Source organism: Noviherbaspirillum cavernae (assembly GCF_003590875.1).
Lineage (GTDB): Bacteria > Pseudomonadota > Gammaproteobacteria > Burkholderiales > Burkholderiaceae_D > Noviherbaspirillum > Noviherbaspirillum cavernae.
Genome location: NZ_QYUN01000002.1, coordinates 2,560,191 through 2,576,606 on the forward strand (window position 1 = coordinate 2,560,191; position 16,416 = coordinate 2,576,606).

General features: G+C 60.7%; 18 protein-coding genes. 9 read left to right on the plus strand and 9 right to left on the minus strand.

What is annotated here, in order from left to right:
- Positions 1-233: 233 nt before the first annotated feature.
- The 5 genes from D3870_RS11935 (at position 234) to D3870_RS11955 (ending at position 5,513) form a co-directional block, all read left to right on the plus strand.
- A complete protein-coding gene (locus D3870_RS11935) occupies positions 234-2,405 on the plus strand; it encodes an NHL repeat-containing protein (RefSeq protein WP_158590442.1) in 2,172 nt (723 codons plus the stop codon).
- A 322-nt stretch (positions 2,406-2,727) separates the two neighbouring features.
- Positions 2,728-3,543: a DNA/RNA non-specific endonuclease gene (locus tag D3870_RS11940; protein WP_242489957.1), complete on the plus strand. Its 816-nt coding sequence runs from the start codon at positions 2,728-2,730 to the stop codon at positions 3,541-3,543.
- The gene (locus D3870_RS11945; protein ID WP_119739370.1) at positions 3,540-3,803 is read left to right on the plus strand and encodes a hypothetical protein; all 264 of its coding nucleotides are present in this window, start codon (positions 3,540-3,542) and stop codon (positions 3,801-3,803) included. The genes D3870_RS11940 and D3870_RS11945 overlap by 4 nt, the downstream gene beginning before the upstream one ends.
- 91 nt (positions 3,804-3,894) lie before the next feature.
- Entirely contained in the window at positions 3,895-4,899 is a 1,005-nt protein-coding gene (locus D3870_RS11950) for a Bug family tripartite tricarboxylate transporter substrate binding protein (RefSeq protein ID WP_119739372.1), read from the plus strand.
- 359 nt (positions 4,900-5,258) lie between these two features.
- On the plus strand, positions 5,259-5,513 hold the full coding sequence (locus tag D3870_RS11955) for a DUF1488 family protein (protein WP_119742002.1): 255 nt from the start codon (positions 5,259-5,261) through the stop codon (positions 5,511-5,513).
- A 95-nt stretch (positions 5,514-5,608) separates the two neighbouring features.
- Here D3870_RS11955 and D3870_RS11960 read toward each other — a convergent pair whose 3' ends face one another.
- The 4 genes from D3870_RS11960 to D3870_RS11975 form a co-directional block, all read right to left on the minus strand.
- Positions 5,609-6,727, minus strand: coding sequence for an alpha-hydroxy acid oxidase (locus D3870_RS11960; RefSeq protein ID WP_119739374.1), 1,119 nt, complete (start codon positions 6,725-6,727; stop codon positions 5,609-5,611).
- Between the two features lie 24 nt (positions 6,728-6,751).
- The gene (locus D3870_RS11965; RefSeq protein WP_119739376.1) at positions 6,752-7,441 is read right to left on the minus strand and encodes a Fe2+-dependent dioxygenase; all 690 of its coding nucleotides are present in this window, start codon (positions 7,439-7,441) and stop codon (positions 6,752-6,754) included.
- Between the two features lie 10 nt (positions 7,442-7,451).
- Positions 7,452-9,680: a TonB-dependent receptor gene (locus D3870_RS11970; protein ID WP_422879666.1), complete on the minus strand. Its 2,229-nt coding sequence runs from the start codon at positions 9,678-9,680 to the stop codon at positions 7,452-7,454.
- Between the two features lie 295 nt (positions 9,681-9,975).
- Positions 9,976-11,019 (minus strand): extracellular solute-binding protein, encoded by a 1,044-nt coding sequence (locus tag D3870_RS11975; RefSeq protein ID WP_119739378.1) that lies wholly within the window; start codon positions 11,017-11,019, stop codon positions 9,976-9,978.
- On the opposite strand from D3870_RS11975, the gene D3870_RS22075 reads away from it, so the two are divergent.
- From D3870_RS22075 to D3870_RS11985, 3 genes are all read left to right on the plus strand, one after another.
- Positions 11,018-11,356 (plus strand): hypothetical protein, encoded by a 339-nt coding sequence (locus tag D3870_RS22075; RefSeq protein WP_147375778.1) that lies wholly within the window; start codon positions 11,018-11,020, stop codon positions 11,354-11,356. The genes D3870_RS11975 and D3870_RS22075 overlap by 2 nt on opposite strands.
- A gap of 12 nt (positions 11,357-11,368) precedes the next feature.
- A complete protein-coding gene (locus D3870_RS11980; protein WP_119739380.1) occupies positions 11,369-11,686 on the plus strand; it encodes a hypothetical protein in 318 nt (105 codons plus the stop codon).
- A gap of 265 nt (positions 11,687-11,951) precedes the next feature.
- The gene (locus D3870_RS11985; protein WP_119739382.1) at positions 11,952-12,206 is read left to right on the plus strand and encodes a hypothetical protein; all 255 of its coding nucleotides are present in this window, start codon (positions 11,952-11,954) and stop codon (positions 12,204-12,206) included.
- A gap of 353 nt (positions 12,207-12,559) precedes the next feature.
- Here the strand turns inward: D3870_RS11985 and D3870_RS11990 are convergent, their stop codons facing one another.
- On the minus strand, positions 12,560-12,832 hold the full coding sequence (locus D3870_RS11990; protein WP_119739384.1) for a hypothetical protein: 273 nt from the start codon (positions 12,830-12,832) through the stop codon (positions 12,560-12,562).
- 97 nt (positions 12,833-12,929) lie between these two features.
- Positions 12,930-13,154 (minus strand): hypothetical protein, encoded by a 225-nt coding sequence (locus D3870_RS11995; RefSeq protein ID WP_119739386.1) that lies wholly within the window; start codon positions 13,152-13,154, stop codon positions 12,930-12,932.
- A gap of 441 nt (positions 13,155-13,595) precedes the next feature.
- On the opposite strand from D3870_RS11995, the gene D3870_RS12005 reads away from it, so the two are divergent.
- The gene (locus tag D3870_RS12005; RefSeq protein WP_119739390.1) at positions 13,596-14,495 is read left to right on the plus strand and encodes a YihY/virulence factor BrkB family protein; all 900 of its coding nucleotides are present in this window, start codon (positions 13,596-13,598) and stop codon (positions 14,493-14,495) included.
- Between the two features lie 48 nt (positions 14,496-14,543).
- Here D3870_RS12005 and D3870_RS12010 read toward each other — a convergent pair whose 3' ends face one another.
- The 3 genes from D3870_RS12010 to D3870_RS12020 are packed head-to-tail and all read right to left on the minus strand — an operon-like array spanning position 14,544 to position 16,401.
- Entirely contained in the window at positions 14,544-14,960 is a 417-nt protein-coding gene (locus D3870_RS12010; protein ID WP_119739392.1) for an ExbD/TolR family protein, read from the minus strand.
- A gap of 1 nt (position 14,961) precedes the next feature.
- Complete coding sequence (locus tag D3870_RS12015) at positions 14,962-15,681, minus strand: MotA/TolQ/ExbB proton channel family protein (RefSeq protein ID WP_119739394.1); 720 nt, start codon at positions 15,679-15,681, stop codon at positions 14,962-14,964.
- A gap of 27 nt (positions 15,682-15,708) precedes the next feature.
- Positions 15,709-16,401 carry an energy transducer TonB gene (locus tag D3870_RS12020; RefSeq protein WP_158590443.1) on the minus strand — a complete coding sequence of 231 codons (693 nt, stop codon included), beginning with the start codon at positions 16,399-16,401 and terminating at the stop codon, positions 15,709-15,711.
- Positions 16,402-16,416 lie beyond the last annotated feature (15 nt).

Genomic DNA, 16,416 nt, shown 5'->3' on the forward strand with positions numbered 1-16,416 from the left:
AAGCAGAACGCCGGCGGATTTGACAATCAGCAAAGATGGCATGGCGAAATTCCCTATCGTGGTAATTCCGCTGCATCCCGCCGCCACTGCCGCACGGGATGGACCGAAGCCGGCATGCGCAACGCAACGAGCGCCCGGCCAGACCGGGTGCATCACGCATTCGGCTCCAGTTGCCCTCTGCATTCGAGTTGATTGTCATGCTTTCCTCCCTGCACTCATTTTTCGCGAACCGCATGCCGCGGTGCTTTCTTGCATGCCTGTTCTGCGCCACGCTCGCGTCCTGCGGCGGAGGCGGAGGCAGCGGCGATAGCACTGCCGGCCTGCAGAACACGTCGACAGCAACCCAGCCATCGTCGACCGGCACACCGCAGCAGCAGGACGATGGCGTCCCGCAGAATACGGCAGGCATCAGCCTGATCGCGGGCAGCATCGGCGGGCCGGGCGCGCTCGATGCGACCGGCACGGCGGCACGATTCCATGATCCGTACGGCATTGCCGCCGATGCGGCGGGGAACCTGTACATCGCCGATACGGCAAATCACATCATCCGCAAGGTGACGCCAGCGGGCGCGGTGAGCACGCTGGCCGGCACGGCGGGCGTGTTCGGCAGCGCGGACGGCAACGGTGCCGCTGCGCGTTTCTCCAGTCCGCGCGGCATCGTGGTGGACGGCGCGGGCAACGTCTATGTCGCCGACCGCCTGAACCATGCGATTCGCCGGATCACACCGTCCGGCGCGGTCGCCACCATCGCCGGCGCTGCCGGCAGCAGCGGCAGTGCGGATGGCGCAGGTAGCACGGCGCGCTTCAACGGGCCTTCCGGCATCGCCATCGATGCGCTCGGCAACCTGTACGTTGCCGACACCGACAATGTCGCGATCCGCAAGATCACGCCGTCCGGCGATGTCACCACGCTGGCCGGCATGGCAACCGAAAGCGGCAGCGTGGATGGCGCAGGCAGCACGGCGCGCTTCAACGGACCGAGCAGCATCGCGATCGATGCGACCGGCAACCTGTTCGTGACGGATACCTACCACTTTCCCACGTCTCATTCGGCGCTCGACAACTCCACCATCCGCAAGATCACGCCCACCGGCATCGTCACGACGCTGGCCGGGTCGAGCGGATCGCTGGGCAGCACGGATGGCAGCGGCACGCTGGCGCTGTTCTACTATCCATCCGGCATCACCGTCGATGCGGCAGGCAACCTGTTCGTCAGCGACACCTGGAACCACACCATTCGCAGAATCACGCCTGCCGGTGCGGTGAGCACATTCGCCGGCACGGCGGGTATATCCGGCAGCGACGACGGCACGGGAGCGGCGGCCCGCTTCTTTTATCCGTCGGGCGTGACGTCCGACTCTGCGGGCAATCTGTACGTGGTCGATTCATCCAACGCCACCTTGCGCAAGGTCACGCCGGGCGCTGCCGTCACCACCCTGGCCGGGATGGCGTCGCAAAGCGGCAGCGCCGACGGCATCGGCGCGGATGCGCGCTTCAGCGGCCCGTATGGCATCGCGGCCGACGCGGCGGGCAACCTGTACATCGCCGACGCCTTCAGCGCAACCATCCGCAAGATCGCGGCAGGCGGCGTCGTCACAACCCTGGCCGGTTCCGCCGGCAGCTATGGCACCGCCGATGGTGCGGGAGCGCTTGCACGATTCGGCGCACCGCACGGCATCGCCTCGGATGGGGCGGGCAATCTGTTCATCACGGACACGGCGTCCCACACGATCAGGAAGATCGACACGGCGGGCCGCGTCAGCACCTTCGCCGGGACCGCTGGCGTGTCGGGTCGTGCGGACGGACAAGGTGTTGCGGCATCCTTCAGTTCGCCGAACGGCATCGCGCTGGATGCGGGCGGCAATCTCTACGTGGCCGATACCGACAACCACCTCGTCCGCAAGATCACGGCGGCCGGATCGGTGACAACGCTCGCCGGGAGCGCCGGGACTGCGGGCAGCGCCGACGGCATCGGCACTGCCGCACTCTTCAGTTCGCCGCAAGGCATCGCCGTCGACGGCGCGGGCAATGTGTATGTGGCGGACACCAACAACCATGCGATCCGCAAAATCGCGCCGAACGGAGTGGTCACGACCCTGGCCGGCATCGGCGGAAGCGCGGGCTTTGCCGATGGTGCGGGCGCAGCGGCGCGCTTCGATTACCCGCAGAGCATCGCGCTCGACGCCGCCGGCAATCTGTTCGTCGCCGATACGGTCAACGAAGCGGTGCGCAAGGTGACGTCCGCAGGCGCGGTCACCACGGTTGCCGGCATCGGCGGGCGGCGCGGCATCGTGCTGGGTGCGCTGCCCGGCGGATTGTCGCGGCCCTTCGGGATTGCATTCGTGCGCGACGGCATGTTTGCAGTGACTAGCGGGACTGGCGTGCTGCGGTTGGACGTGCAGTAACCCGCATCGCCGGCTTGCGAGCACCCGCGCATCCCGTTGCGCGGGTGCAGACCGGAACCTCATGAGTTCCCCGCTTCACTTGCGTTCGGGATGACATGCGTCGGCCTTGTCGGACAACCGCCGTGTCGCCTGGCACACTTGTCTCGCCCCTCATTCCTGACCATGCGGTGCATGGCAAAAAATTAGTTCCCTCTTGGAACTAATTTCCTCAGAGCAAGTCAAAGCTGCGCTCGGCTAGAGCGTGCAGCGCATCAAACGCCGCAGCCCTTCCCCGCAACACCCTTCTTCCACGCATGGCGCAATGCCATCACAAGAACAATCCATGAAGACCATCGCTCTGCTTTTCCTCGGACTGCTTGTCAGTTCGTCATCCCTCGTGCAAGCGCGCGAGTGCCCGCAACATTACGCCAACGGCAGCACACCGGAAATCGTCAGTCCGAAACTGGCATCGAAGACGACATCGCTGTGCTTCGAAGCGTTTGCGGTGATGCATTCCGGCATCTCCCGCACGCCCTTGTGGTCGGCGGAATTTCTCGACGCCGACCGCATCAGCGATGCCAAATCGATCAAGCGCCGCGACGCGTTCGAAGCGGAGGAACGGATCCGGCCGTCGGAGCGGGCGGAACTGCGCGACTATGCGCGCTCCGGCTTCGATCGCGGCCACATGAGCCCGGCCGGCGACATGCCGACCTCCAGCGCAAAGGAAGAGAGTTTTTCGCTCGCGAACATCGTTCCGCAGAATCCGGACAACAACCAGAACCTGTGGGCGAGCATCGAGGAGAGGACGAGAAGCCTTGCGCGCGACCGCGGCAAGCTGTACGTGATCACGGGACCGATTTTCGAAGGCGCGTCCGTGCAGCGCCTCAATGGCCGCGTGCTGGTCCCGACCCATGTATTCAAGGCGGTGTACGATCCGGTGCGCAAGGAAGCCGCCGCCTGGGTCGCGGAAAACGAGCCGGGACCGGCATACGAAGTCGTGACGATTGCGGAACTGGAGAAGCGGATTCAGATCAATCTGTTTCCCGGCATGCCGGACGGAATCAAACGCGCGCGCATGAAGCTGCCCGAACCGAAGCAGCCGAGGAAGCGGCGATCCGAACAACCGATGCCTACATGGCTGGACAGGATATTGCAATGACAACCATCACACCATTTCAGAACGAATCGGATGCGATCGAGATCGGCGGGCTGACGATCGAGAACCGGCTCGACCGCGTCGAACTCTACGGCGCGCTGCAGATCACGAAGGACAAGGCGGGCCTGGAGCACGCGCAGGAACTCAAGCAGTTGATCGACGCGGCGCTTGCATCGCTGCGCGCGCTCGACGCGCAGAACGCACTGCCGCAGCAAATCGCGCTCGCGCCGGTCGAGACCGTGCGCAACCCTTTCGCCGATTGAACAGGACGCCCCCGCGCTCTGTGACGCGGGCGCATTTGAATTACACTCGTCGCTTGTTTTAGCCCCGCAATCCACGCAACACATCCGGTCCATGAAATCCCTCCTCACCACACTGACTCTCGCCCTCTCCTGCGTCGCCGGCACATTCGCCGCGCCGCTCGCGGCGGCCCAGGACTATCCGGCCAAGCCGATCCGCTTCATCGTGCCCTATCCGCCGGGCGGTCCGCTCGACGCCGTGGCGCGCATCCTCGCCGACAAGATGAAGGACGGCCTCGGCCAGCCGATCATCGTCGAGAACAAGCCCGGTGCGGGCGGCAACATCGGTGCCGATGCAGCGGCGAGATCCGCGCCCGACGGCTACACGATCGTGATGGGTGCCGTCGCGACGCACGCGATCAACCCCACGCTGTTCCCCAAACTGCCCTACGACCCCGTGAAGGATTTCGCGCCGGTATCGCTGGTTGCCAGCGTGCCGAACGTGCTGGTGCTCAATGCCGACACTGCCGCCAAACTCGGCGTGAAATCGCTCAAGGACCTCATCGTCTACGCCAGGGCGAACCCCGGAAAATTGAACTACGCCTCGGGCGGCAACGGCAGTGCCGGCCATCTCGCCGGCGAATTGTTCAAGATGATGGCAAAGGTCAGCATCGTGCACATTCCCTACAACGGCGCAGCGCCCGCGCAGACCGGTCTCCTGGCCGGACAGACCGACCTGATGTTCGACAATCTCGCCTCCGCATCGCAGAACATCCGCGCCGGCAAATTGAAAGCGCTCGCCGTGACGACCACGGCACGCGCCGCTGCGCTGCCGGAGCTGCCGACCATGGCGCAAGCCGGTGCCGATTACGGATTGGGCGGCTTCGACATCAACACGTGGTTCGGCGTGCTCGCGCCGGCCAAAACGCCTGCGCCGATCGTTGCGCGCCTGAACGGCGAAATCGGCAAGGCGCTGCGCGCGCCGGACGTGAAGGAAAAGATCGCACGCCTCGGCGCCGAACCATCACCGACCACGCCCGAGCAGTTCGCCGCGCTGATCCAGAACGACCTGAAGAAATACGCCGCCGTGGTGAAGGCATCCGGCGCAAAGGTCGATTGATGACGCAGCAACCGGCGGCCTGCTGATCTCTCGGCCAGCAGGCCGCTGACTCACCAGTCAGCCGATTCTTCACAGCGGTCCTCATTGAAGTCATTCCAGACGGAACGCGGAATCCGAAGCACCGACACTGCGGGCTTCGGCACTCCTCATCGCAACTCACGTCATGCGGGCGTCACATTCGTCGCGCATCGCCATCGCGAGCATCGCTCCTCTCCGCACCGGAAATCTCCGCAGCGTTGCACGCAAAACGCACTCGCTTCGCGCCTCGCCAACCATTGATCATTGTCAAATCATTGCCGTTTCGACTCGTTACCATCAGGCATGTAACGATGCTGACAATCATTTATTGGAGCGCGATCATGAGCAGAACAGTTGCTGAACCGCATGTTGCCGAAGAGGGTGTGGCCTTCACCGTGGAAGTCGGCTTTACCGATCGCGAATGCCTGGTGTCGAGAAACGCGCTGGCCCATTTGCGGCGCGTGAAAGGCGGCCCCATTGATCCGATGGCCACCTACCGCACCTTCGAAGATCAGATTCACGGCGTGGCCCGCCGCCTGGTGGTGGCCGGCGTCAGCGGCTCGCCGCTGGTGCTGGGTGCCGCATACTTCGTCTGATATCTCTGCACGCCGGCGCCTTGCTGGCGCCGGCCGCCGCATGGCTGAGTCCCACCGCTCGCGGGGCACTCTCCCGACGTCAATGCAGGTTTACCTTATCGCTTGAACAGCGTGGCGGAAGACACTTCGTCCAGCGTGGCGCAACCGCACAGTGCCATGGCGATTTCAAGTTCGTCGCGCAGCAGGCGCAGCACGTGCGAGACGCCCATCGCACCGGCATTCGCCAAACCCCAGACGTAAGGCCGACCGATCAGCACCGCTGATGCGCCCAGCGCAATCGCTTTCAACACATCGGTACCGCGCCGAATCCCGCCATCCAGCAGAATCGGCAACGCGCCGCCAACAACCTCATGGATGCGAGGAAAAACCGCGGCTGTCGCCGGCATCGTATCCAGCGTGCGACCACCATGGTTCGACACGATGATGCCGCCAAGTCCCATTTGCGACGCAAGACGGGCATCGTCTTCGTGCATGACGCCTTTCAATAGTATGGGAAGCCGTGTGACACCTTGCAGCCATTCGATGTCGGACCAGGTCGGCGCAGTGGCCAACAAGGCGTCGAACATGCGGCTTTGATGAGGTGCGAGATAAACAGGGGGCGCCGGCGGCAGGCCCGCGAGGTTGACAGCGGATATGCCGGGCGGCAGTTTGAATTCTGCACGACGCTCTCTATCGCGCACGCCGCTGCTGGGCGCATCGACGGTAACGACAATCGCCTCATAGCCAGCCTGCTCGGCACGCTGGATCAATTCCCGCATGAAGCCGCGGTCATGCTGAAAGTAAAACTGGAACCACAGCGGCCCGCGTTGCGCTTCGCTCAATACCGCTTGCGCGACATCCTCAAGCGGCATGCTGGCTTGCGTGCTCAACACCAATCCCGCGCCCTGCATGGCTGCGGCATAGGCAGTCGCGACTTCGCCGTCGGGATGCGCCATGCGCTGGAAAGCCACTGGCGCCAGCAAAATCGGATGCGCAAGCGTGCGCCCCAGCAATTGCGTTCGCGTGTTGCCGCCGACAAGATTGCGCAACACGCGCGGCGACAGCTGCATCTCGTCCCAGGCGCTGCGATTGGCCCGCAGCGTGATTTCATCCGCCGCGCCGCCGCTGAAATAGGCCCAGGCATTGTCGTCGAGCACCGACCGTGCGTGCAGTTCATGGTCTGCAAGCGTCACGATCCCGGACGGGATCGGCTGGACGGCCGGGATATGGTTCATTTGGCGTGGCTCATGAAACGTGGTTCATGTGTCTGCCCACATGCGGAGCAGGTTGTGGTAGGTGCCGGTCAATTGCACCACCGACGGCTCCTGCTCACCGAGGGCATTTCGCAGCTTCAGCAGTGCCATGTCCATCTCGAACAGCAGCCTGCGTTGCTCGCCTCCGCGCACCATGCTTTCAACCCAGAAGAAACTCGCGAGCCGCGCTCCGCGCGTCACCGGTGTCACCTGATGCAGCGTGGTACCGGGATAGAGCATGAGGTCGCCAGCAGGCAGCTTGATGCGCTGCTCGCCCTGCGGATCCTGGATCACCAGTTCGCCGCCGTCGTATTCATCGGGTTCGGCCAGGAACAAGGTGCAGGAAATATCTGTGCGCACCCATTGCGATGGATTGCGGGAGTGCAGCACTGCGCCGTCGATATGTGCACCGTAATGGTTGCTTGCCCCGCTGTAGCGGTTGAACAGCGGATTGAATATCTTGCGCGGCAGCGCCGCAGAGAAGAACAGCGGATCGCGCTGCACGGCGTTGAGCACCAGCGCCTGCAGCCGGCGCGAGGCATCGCTGTCTTGCGCCAACTGCTCGTTATTCTTGCGGGCGACCGCCTGGCCGCCCGCGCTGCTGCGCCCGTCGACCCACTGCGCCCCGGATTCAAGGAGTGACCGGGCAGTGGCGAGTTCCTCGCGTGTGAGGACGTTCTTCAGGCGCAGCAGCATCGGGCCGGTCCTAGAACGCCGCCTTGAGCGTCAACTGCACGCGGCGCGGTGACCCTGGCGCATAGAAGCCGCGGTACAGCGTGTCGGCGTAGAGCTTGTCCGTCAGATTGGAGACGTACAGCTTGGCGGACCATGTTTGGTCGATGGTGTACTCCGCCATCGCGTCGGCCACAACGAAACTGTCTGCGGTAACTGCGCGGCTTCCCTCGGGATTTTGCTCACCACGGTACGTCAGGCCCGCGCCTAACCGCAGCTTCGGCATGACGAGGTAGGTAGTCCAGAGACTGCCGCTATTCTTTGGCGTCAGGCCCGGACGGTCGCCCTTGACCTGCGCTCCGCCGCCGTTGGCGGCGAGCACCTGGTTGCTCTCGTCGATCTTGGCGTCGGGAATCCAGGTGTGGTTGAAGAACACCTCCCACTTCGGCGTAATGCGACCGGCCAGGTTGAATTCCATACCAGCCGCGTGGCGCTTGCCGGACAGCAGTTGCTGAGTGGATGCCGTGTCGGGGTCGAGGTTGCGCTCGTTATACTTCTCGCTGTAGAAAGCGGCGACTCCCAGCGAGGCGCGGTTCTCGAACAGGTCCCACTTGCCGCCCACCTCGAAGTTGCGGCTCTTCTCTGGCGGCGTGTTGGCGGCTGTCCGCTGATCATTGCCGAACGTAGGCGTGAACTGGTAGGCATCGCCCGAGGTGTTGTATGAGGTGCCGTAAGACACGTAATACGAGGCCCAATTGCTGGGCTGGTAAAGCGCCCCTACGCGCGGCGACCACAGGTTATCGCTGCGCTCGTTGCTGGTACCGGTGGGAGTCTGGTAGGAGGCAGTGAATCGGTCGAAGCGCAAGCCACCCAGCAACTTCACGGTGGGCGCGATGCTCACCATATCCTGTACATACAAGCCGATGTCGCGTGCATCGAAGGTGTTGAAGGCAGGATTGCCGCGAGTGTCCGCCACTGTGGCGCCGTCGTTCGGCGTGCCGACTTTCGTGAACGGGAAGGTCAGCCCGGTCGTAAAGGCATTATTGCGCTTTGCATCTTCCTGGTAGAAGTCGACACCTGTCAGCAATTCGTGCTTGAGACCACCCCAGATGAAATTCCCGGAGTAATCGCTTGTAAGTTGCGTGGTGTCACTGACACCAATGCGCCCCTTCGGTGCTCGGGAAAGCACGGTGTTGTCGTTGACTTGGTCGAGGCGGACAATCTGCTGACCGGGGCATGCTGCCCGCTGGCTGGCATTTCCCGTGACGCCATTACAGAATCCGACCGCACTAGCCAACAGGTCGCGCTCATAGCGGCCGTGGCGCAGCTGTGTCTTGAGCTGGCTGTTCTGATCGAATCGGTGCGTGTAGGCTATCGTGCCATAGGTGGCACTGGTATTCAGATGGTCGCTTGCCAAACCATAGTAATTCTTCGCCGGCACCGTCTCGACGATATGGCCATTGTTGATGACCCAGGGATGGTTGTAGAGCGGACGCCCATCGCTTTCCAGGTAGTACAAGCCCACCGAGAACTCATCACGCGTGCCGATGCCCCAGCTGAATGTGGGGGCAACCCCTTGCTTCTTCTGCTCGGCCCCCCAGTTGTCGGCATCTTGTACCATCGCGTTCAAACGGAAGGCTGCATTCTCGCCCGTGACGACGTTGAAGTCGCCGGTGAGGCGGTTGTCTTGCCCCGTACCCACGGTGTAGCTGACCTCGTTCTGGTTTGTGAGGAAGGGCTGCTTGCTCACCTGATTGACGACGCCACCTGTGGAACCTTTGCCGAACAACATCGAGGCAGATCCCTTCAGCACGTCAATTCGGTCGACGTTGAACGTATCACGCTCGTACAGCGTGCCGTCGCGCATGCCGTCAGAGTAGATGTCGCCAGCCTGCCCGAGCGAAAAACCGCGCAGACGAATATCTTCCTCGCCCGTTTCACCTGCCTGGAAAGTCACGCCGGCCGTGTTGCGCAGCACGTCGCGGAAATCATCGAGGTTGCGGTCGCTCATCAGGCGCTCGGTTATCACCGTGACCGACTGGGGAACGTCGCGCAGTTCCTGATTGCCCTTGCCGATGGTGGTGGTGGTGGCGCGGAAGGATTCCTTGCTTTCGTTTTCCCTAGATGCCTTGACCTCAACAGTCGGAAGAACCTGATCGGCTCCGGTACCGCCGCTCTTCGGCTGCGGAGTGGTTTGCGCCCAGGCGGAAACCGATGCGGCCAGCATCAGCGCGCCGAGCGGCAATGCCGCCTGACGGCGCATTGTCGCGCCGATGCGGGGGGAGTTTTCAATAACGTGGGTCGATTCAATCGCTTCTGCGATTGGATGCTTGACAAGTTTCAGCTTCATTTTGGCTTCTTATGGTGGGAAATTGACGCTTCAAGCTTGCTATCCACGAAACGAGATTGGCTGGCGGCGAAGCCCGGCGGTCAAGCCGGCATTGGGGAGGTAAAAATACGAATGATAATTGTTCTCAATACGGAAATTATAATGCCTTGCGTAAATTTTTGTAAAGTACGCAAGGCCATCCGGGACAGATATTGTGGAAAGGTGTTGGTTATTTATATCCGGCGCGATCCAGAATTTTCTGGGCGGGAATCTGATTTTTGCCGATGGCGGAGATAGGAAGATTCTCTGCCTTGAACTTGCCCATTGCCTTCAGGGCCGGGCTCTGCGCCGCAGCCGAGGCAACCACGGGCCATTCATTGTTGCCGTTGGCAAAATAGGTTTGCGCCTCATCGCTGGCAAGATATTCCAGGAATTTCACAGCCGCCTCACGATGCGGGGCGTTCCTGGCAACGCCAGCTCCGGCGATGTTGACGTGCGTGCCCGAGGTTTGCTGGTTGGGCCAGACCAGACCGACCTTGTTGATCGCATCCCTGTCCTCGGCCTTGGTCGAACGCAGCAGGCGTGCGTAGTAATAGCTGTTGGCAATCGTTACGCCACACTCTCCCGAGGCGACGGACTTGATCTGATCGGTATCGCCGCCACGCGGAGGACGAGCGAAATTTGCGACCATGCCTTGCGCCCATTTTTCAGTCGCCTGTTCGCCATCGCGTTCGATCATGGAACCGATGAGTGACAACATATAGGGATGGGCACCGGAAATCGTGCAGACCTTGCCTTTGTTTTTCGGATCGGCCAGAGATTCATAGGTGGAAACATCTTCCCGATTCACTGCCACCTTGTTGTAAACGATGACGCGAGCACGAGTGGAAAAGCCGAACCATTCGGCGCCCTTGCCTTCATCGCCGCCACGCAGGTTCGCGGGAATGCGCGCATTCAGGATCTGGGATTGCACCGGCTGGAACAGACCAAACACCTGGGCACGCCAGAGTCGCGCCGCATCGACCATCAACACCACATCGGCGGGGCTGTTCTTGCCTTCGTTCTTCAGACGCTCAAGCAATGCGTTGTCGTCTGCCTCGATGCGATTGATCTTGATGCCGGTCTGCGCCGTAAAGTTGCCATACAGCTGTTCATCGGTTTGATAATGACGCGCGGAATAGAGATTCAGTACGTTGTCTTGTGCATGGGCAGATGTTGCACCGACCAGAATCAAGACAGCTGCTGCAATTTTGTTCTTGAAAGCGATTTTCATGAATAACCTTATTGAGAATGATTTTCATTGGCAACATTATAGCCGAACGTCTAAATGCCAATCATTCTCGTTAAGAGTTGTCAAGCTTGCATTGCATCAAGCCATTCATCACTTCCCGCTATGCCACGAATTCCCCGTCTGCATCGATTTTTCCGAAGCTGAGAACCTGCGTAATGACGGCTCTCTTCGCATCTCGCCACCTCCTCTTTTGCGCAGACGCAAGATAAAAACCCCTGATGCGGTGAGTACCGGTAAAGAAACAAGGATTACTGACAATTATCAAAAATATATCTGCGCGTTTGGTAAAAATAGGTTCAGATCGTTACAACTACTATAAGGTAAGACGCAGATGGAAACTTCAAACTCCTCCGAGCAATACCAGTACGATCCCAACCACCTGTTGGAATCCTTGATCCAGAAGCTGAACCTCAAGAACGACGCGGCCCTGTCACGTGCGCTTGAAGTTGCGCCGCCGCTGATCAGCAAGATTCGCCACCGCCGGTTGCCGGTCGGTGCCTCGCTGCTGATTCGCATGCATGAGGTGTCGGATCTGAGCATCAAGGATCTGCGCGAGTTGATGGGCGATCGTCGCGCCAAATTCCGCATCAGCGACAAGCAGTTCAAGCCGAAGCAATCCGACAACGGACAGGCGCAGCACGCGGCGTGAGCCGCTGTGCCTTGCGGAGCAGGCCGGTTCGTCGAGAGCCGGGTGATCTTGCCTGCGCCGCAAGGCCGCTTGCCGCACGAGTTATTCACACTAATTGTGGTCAAGTTTGTTGATAACCGTGTTGATTACTCTCTATGTCCTTGATCGTGAAGGCAATTCTGCGCGTGAAGCGCAATTGCACAGGCAGGCCTTCCATCGCGCAGGCAGATCGAACACCTCTGCGGATTCATGGTCATATTTGACATGACATTCACGAGGATAGTAGATGGCAACCAGGAAAGAATGCGATCAGTACGCAGAGGAACTCAATGACCGGCTCGACGCCCTCATCCGGTGGGCGATCGCGAACTGGCCGAAGAGGGACTTCCCGCTGCTGCAGTCGGACTTCGCGCAATCGCGCAGGGAAATCGGCGGCATCATCGGCCCCAAGCTGGGAGACGGCGAGCCTGACAACACTGCCACCGGCAGCACGCACAATGCCCCGCCTTACATCGCCATGAATCCGATGCCATGGCCGTAGCCACGGAGTTGTTCACAACATTTGTGGGCAAGCCTGTTGATATCGTTGTTGATTAGTGCGGATGTGCTTGATTACATTCGCTTTTATTGACACGACACAATATCGCGCACTGCCGACATTCAGGTGATGGACTGTTCGGGGTCGGCGGACTACAGCTTGCGCGCGAAATAAATGGCAGGAAACGCAACCGCTGTCCAGAATTCGAATGCGACATTGATCCAGAACTCGTTGACACTGATGGCGACGTGTTGCTTTTTCATGGCCGATCCTCCGCTAGTAAGCTTGCAATGTACAAGGCAGGCACTGGCGCAGCTTGATATTGGTCAACCTTGTTGCGATTGCGGAAGATTTTTTTACCGACAGCGGTGCGGACTTGCCCACATTTGCTGTGGGTAATTCTGTAGATAACATGGGACAAGCTGTGCCATGTCCTTGATCCGAAAGGCAATTATCAAGCTGATCAAAATCAAGGCAGCATGAATGTGCGCGGCAATTTCCAACCCAGTGTCTTGCTGCGTCACCACCCCGAATACGTGGCAGAGAATGCTGCCGCCACAAAACAAAAAAGCCCGCAATCCTTGCGGGCTGCGGGCGAAATCCACTACTTGGATGGATAGAGGAAACATGATCACTATCGTTGCAAATCGATCATGCGTCGATTGCTGTTACTTTCTCTTACATGCTTTTCCGCCAATTTTTTCTGCGTAAAGGGATGGTCAAGCATCATTTTCGTCGCGGCCTGAACGCCAGTTCCGCACCGATCCCGCCCAAGTCGACCAGCGAATCTGCCGCTGCCTGAGCCAGCGCATCGCCAATCTGATCGGACGACGCCTCCACGCTTGTGTCCAGTTCGTGCACCGGCATCAAGGCGTTATTACCTGCGTTCCAGTCGTCGTATGCCTTGACGATCTCCAGCCAAGTGGCTTGCTGCGCAGCGGTCATCGCCATGGCACCTCCCTCGGATAACAGGCAAGTAACTGATATCAGAATAGTGGCGATCCGCCATTCCATCAATCGCGGGCGGCATGCGCTTTCCCCAGGGGGAACGTCATCTCCAAGGTGCGTCTTCCAGTTCGAGTAACGCGCTGATGAAAACGCCGCCAATCAGTGCGGCAGCGAGGATGCTCAGTACCCACAATATCGCGGTCATCATGGCAATTCCCCTACAGGTTCAAAGCCGATTTCATTACATCAGCAAGCAGATGAAGCAATGTTGATCTGGCACATCTTTCATCGCAGAACCAATGACAAAAACGCCAGAGCGGATGCCGAAGCGGACACGCTGCATGGCGACAAGTCACTGCAAGCCGGTCGAACGGCCTCCTTGTAATAACAGCAAGCCCGCGCCTACACTGCTCTGCATCGATGCGAACATTCCAGGCAATCGGCATGCATATCATCAGCGATCAAACCGAGCACGTATTGCGGCATCCCGGCGCATTCGCGCTGCAAACGCTCAGGGCTTTCCGCGCCAACCAGGGACTGCTGCTGGCCGGTGCGGTTGCCTACTATGCGTTGCTGTCCATCGTGCCGTTGCTGATACTCGTTGTCATCGCGCTATCGCACGTGATCGATCAGGCGGAACTGCTGGAAACTCTGGGACGCTATCTGGAATGGCTGGTGCCGGGACAATCGAAATCGATCGTCGCCGAATTGGCAAACTTTCTCGCCAATCGTGCCGTCGTCGGATGGGTATTGCTGGGGACGATGATCTTCTTTAGTTCGCTCGCATTCACCGTTCTGGAAAACGCGATGTCGGTGATCTTCTTCCATCGCGTCGCCATCCGGCGCCGCCACTTTCTCGTCTCGGCGCTGCTGCCGTACTGCTACATCCTGTTCCTCGCACTCGGTCTGCTGCTGATCACCTTCGTCGCCGGCAGGCTGCAGGCGATCGGCGAGGAGAATCTCGCCATACTGGGATACCGATGGTCGCTGGGCGGCGTATCGAGCGTGCTGCTCTACTGTCTCGGCCTCGCCGGCGAAATCTTCGTACTCACATCGATCTATCTCGTGATGCCGGTCGGACGGCTGTCGCTGCGGCACGCCCTGATCGGCGGCATCACTGCCGCCCTGCTGTGGGAGCTGATGCGCCATGTACTGGTGTGGTATTTCGCGAGCTTGTCGCAGGTGAACGTGGTGTACGGATCGCTGACGACCGCGATCCTGGTCTTGCTCAGTCTGGAGATCGCGGCGACCTTGCTGCTGCTGGGGGCGCAGGTGATATCGGAATACGAGAGGGTGGCGCCGCATGACCGGCAGCAGATGCCGGAGCCCTGGCGCACGGATTGAACTGCCTGTGGATCGCGCAAACAGCGCGATCCACACGGTGAAAACGAATCAGCGCCCGACGTTGGGGTCGGTGATGAAACCGATCTTGCCCAGACCGCCGCTTTGCGCAGCGGCCATGACTTGCGCCACTTTCTCGTAGGGCGTCTGGCGGTCGGCGCGAAGGTGCAGCTCCGGCTGCGGTTGCTGTGCGGCGGCCTCGGCGATGCGCGCCTTGAGCACATCCTGCTCGACTGCGGTGCCATTCCATGTGACCGCGCCCGCAGCGTCGATCGCGAGTTCGACATGCGCCGGCTTGACGTCGCTGGGCTGGCTGGTGGCACGCGGCAGATCGATCTTGACCGCGTGATTGATGACCGGGACGGTGATGATGAAGATGATCAGCAAGACCAACATGACGTCGACCAGCGGCGTCATGTTGATTTCCGACATCATGTCATCGTCCTGCGACGGGGATCCGAAGCTCATGTCAGCCTCCTGCGGCGCGCAGGTTCGAGACGTTTGCCTGCTGTCCGACACGTCCGCCGGTGATGAAGTAGGCGTGCAGATCGTGCGCGAAGTTGTGCAGTTGTGCGAGCACCGCCTTGTTGCCGCGCACCAGCGTGTTGTAGCCGAGCACCGCCGGAATCGCGACCACTAGGCCGAAGGCCGTCATGATCAGCGCCTCGCCCACGGGGCCGGCCACCTTGTCGATGCTGGCCTGGCCCGATACGCCGATGCTGACCAGCGCGTGATAGATACCCCACACCGTGCCGAACAGGCCGACGAAGGGGGCGGTGCTGCCAATCGATGCCAGCACCGGCAAGCCGCTTTGCAGGCGACCGGTGATGTTCTCGATCGAGCGGCGCAGACAGCTGGTCAGCCAGTCGCTGACGTTGAGCGCGCCGTGCAGGTCTTCCTTGCTGTGGGCGTGATGCGCGGCGGCGTTCGCGCCGTCTTCGGCCAGCGCGCAGAACGGATTCTCCTTGCGGTTCGGACCGAGCAGACGCACGCCCTCTTCCAGGCTCTTGCTGTGCCAGAACTCCTCATCGGCGACGGCGGCCTGCTTGCGCAGACGGATCAATTGCAAGCCCTTCAATGCAATCACGAACCAGGACAGGATGGACATCGTCAGCAGCACCAGCGCCACGATGCGGGTGACGATATCGCCTTGCTGCCATAGATTGGCAAGGCCGTAGGGACTGTTCATGGAATTCTCCTCAATCGGTAAAAGTGTTCAATTCAATTTGAAGCTGATGGGCACCTTGACCCATCCCGCGACCGCGACAGTGCCCTGTTTGGCGGGCACGAATTTCCATTTCCCGCGCACCGTTTCGAGTGCCGATTCGTCGAGCATGGACGAACCGCTGCTGGTCAGCACCTGCACCTCATCCGGCGTCCCTTCGGTAGTGACGTGAACGCGCAGCATCACCGTGCCTTGTTCGCCCATCCTCCGGGCAAGCGGCGGATAGCGGGGCTCGGGGTTTCTCAGGTAGGCCGCGTCGAAGCGCGGTGCGCTGATCGGTGCTGGCGCTGGCGACGGTGCCGCAGATTCTGCCGCCGCGCTGGAAGTATGAGCTGGCGCGGGCTGCGATGATGCTTGCGGCACGGAAATTGCGCTTTCGCTCGGCGTTGTATTGGGGGTCGGAACAGGCGCCGGTGTCGGGCGCGGCGTCACGGTCGGTTTTGCCGGCTTGACCTGTTTGACCGGCGTCGGCTTGGGTGCAGGCTTGACGGCTGGCTCCGGTTCCGGCTGTCGTTGCGGCTGCACTTGAGGTTGCAGCGGCAGCATTTCTGCCATCACGATCGGCACCGGGACCTCAATGGGGAGAGGCTTGTTGAATACCGTTGTCATGGCCCACAGCAGCGTCACATGCAGCCCTGCAATCAGGGTCAACAAGCCGCTCCGGGAAAAATTCGTTCCACTCATAAATTTCATTATTTG

Bases quoted from the DNA above. Each gene is read 5' to 3' on its own strand.
- D3870_RS11965 (WP_119739376.1), bottom strand. From the start codon at position 7,441: ATGCTGCTGCGCCTGAAGAACGTCCTCACACGCGAGGAACTCGCCACT.
- D3870_RS12020 (WP_158590443.1), bottom strand. From the start codon at position 16,401: ATGAGTGGAACGAATTTTTCCCGGAGCGGCTTGTTGACCCTGATTGCA.
- D3870_RS11940 (WP_242489957.1), top strand. From the start codon at position 2,728: ATGAAGACCATCGCTCTGCTTTTCCTCGGACTGCTTGTCAGTTCGTCA.
- D3870_RS11980 (WP_119739380.1), top strand. From the start codon at position 11,369: ATGGAAACTTCAAACTCCTCCGAGCAATACCAGTACGATCCCAACCAC.
- D3870_RS11955 (WP_119742002.1), top strand. From the start codon at position 5,259: ATGAGCAGAACAGTTGCTGAACCGCATGTTGCCGAAGAGGGTGTGGCC.
- D3870_RS11950 (WP_119739372.1), top strand. From the start codon at position 3,895: ATGAAATCCCTCCTCACCACACTGACTCTCGCCCTCTCCTGCGTCGCC.
- D3870_RS11970 (WP_422879666.1), bottom strand. From the start codon at position 9,680: ATGCGCCGTCAGGCGGCATTGCCGCTCGGCGCGCTGATGCTGGCCGCA.
- D3870_RS11975 (WP_119739378.1), bottom strand. From the start codon at position 11,019: ATGAAAATCGCTTTCAAGAACAAAATTGCAGCAGCTGTCTTGATTCTG.
- D3870_RS11990 (WP_119739384.1), bottom strand. From the start codon at position 12,832: ATGTTTCCTCTATCCATCCAAGTAGTGGATTTCGCCCGCAGCCCGCAA.
- D3870_RS12005 (WP_119739390.1), top strand. From the start codon at position 13,596: ATGCATATCATCAGCGATCAAACCGAGCACGTATTGCGGCATCCCGGC.
- D3870_RS12010 (WP_119739392.1), bottom strand. From the start codon at position 14,960: ATGAGCTTCGGATCCCCGTCGCAGGACGATGACATGATGTCGGAAATC.
- D3870_RS11985 (WP_119739382.1), top strand. From the start codon at position 11,952: ATGGCAACCAGGAAAGAATGCGATCAGTACGCAGAGGAACTCAATGAC.
- D3870_RS11945 (WP_119739370.1), top strand. From the start codon at position 3,540: ATGACAACCATCACACCATTTCAGAACGAATCGGATGCGATCGAGATC.
- D3870_RS11935 (WP_158590442.1), top strand. From the start codon at position 234: ATGCCGCGGTGCTTTCTTGCATGCCTGTTCTGCGCCACGCTCGCGTCC.
- D3870_RS12015 (WP_119739394.1), bottom strand. From the start codon at position 15,681: ATGAACAGTCCCTACGGCCTTGCCAATCTATGGCAGCAAGGCGATATC.
- D3870_RS11995 (WP_119739386.1), bottom strand. From the start codon at position 13,154: ATGGCGATGACCGCTGCGCAGCAAGCCACTTGGCTGGAGATCGTCAAG.
- D3870_RS22075 (WP_147375778.1), top strand. From the start codon at position 11,018: ATGAATAACCTTATTGAGAATGATTTTCATTGGCAACATTATAGCCGA.
- D3870_RS11960 (WP_119739374.1), bottom strand. From the start codon at position 6,727: ATGAACCATATCCCGGCCGTCCAGCCGATCCCGTCCGGGATCGTGACG.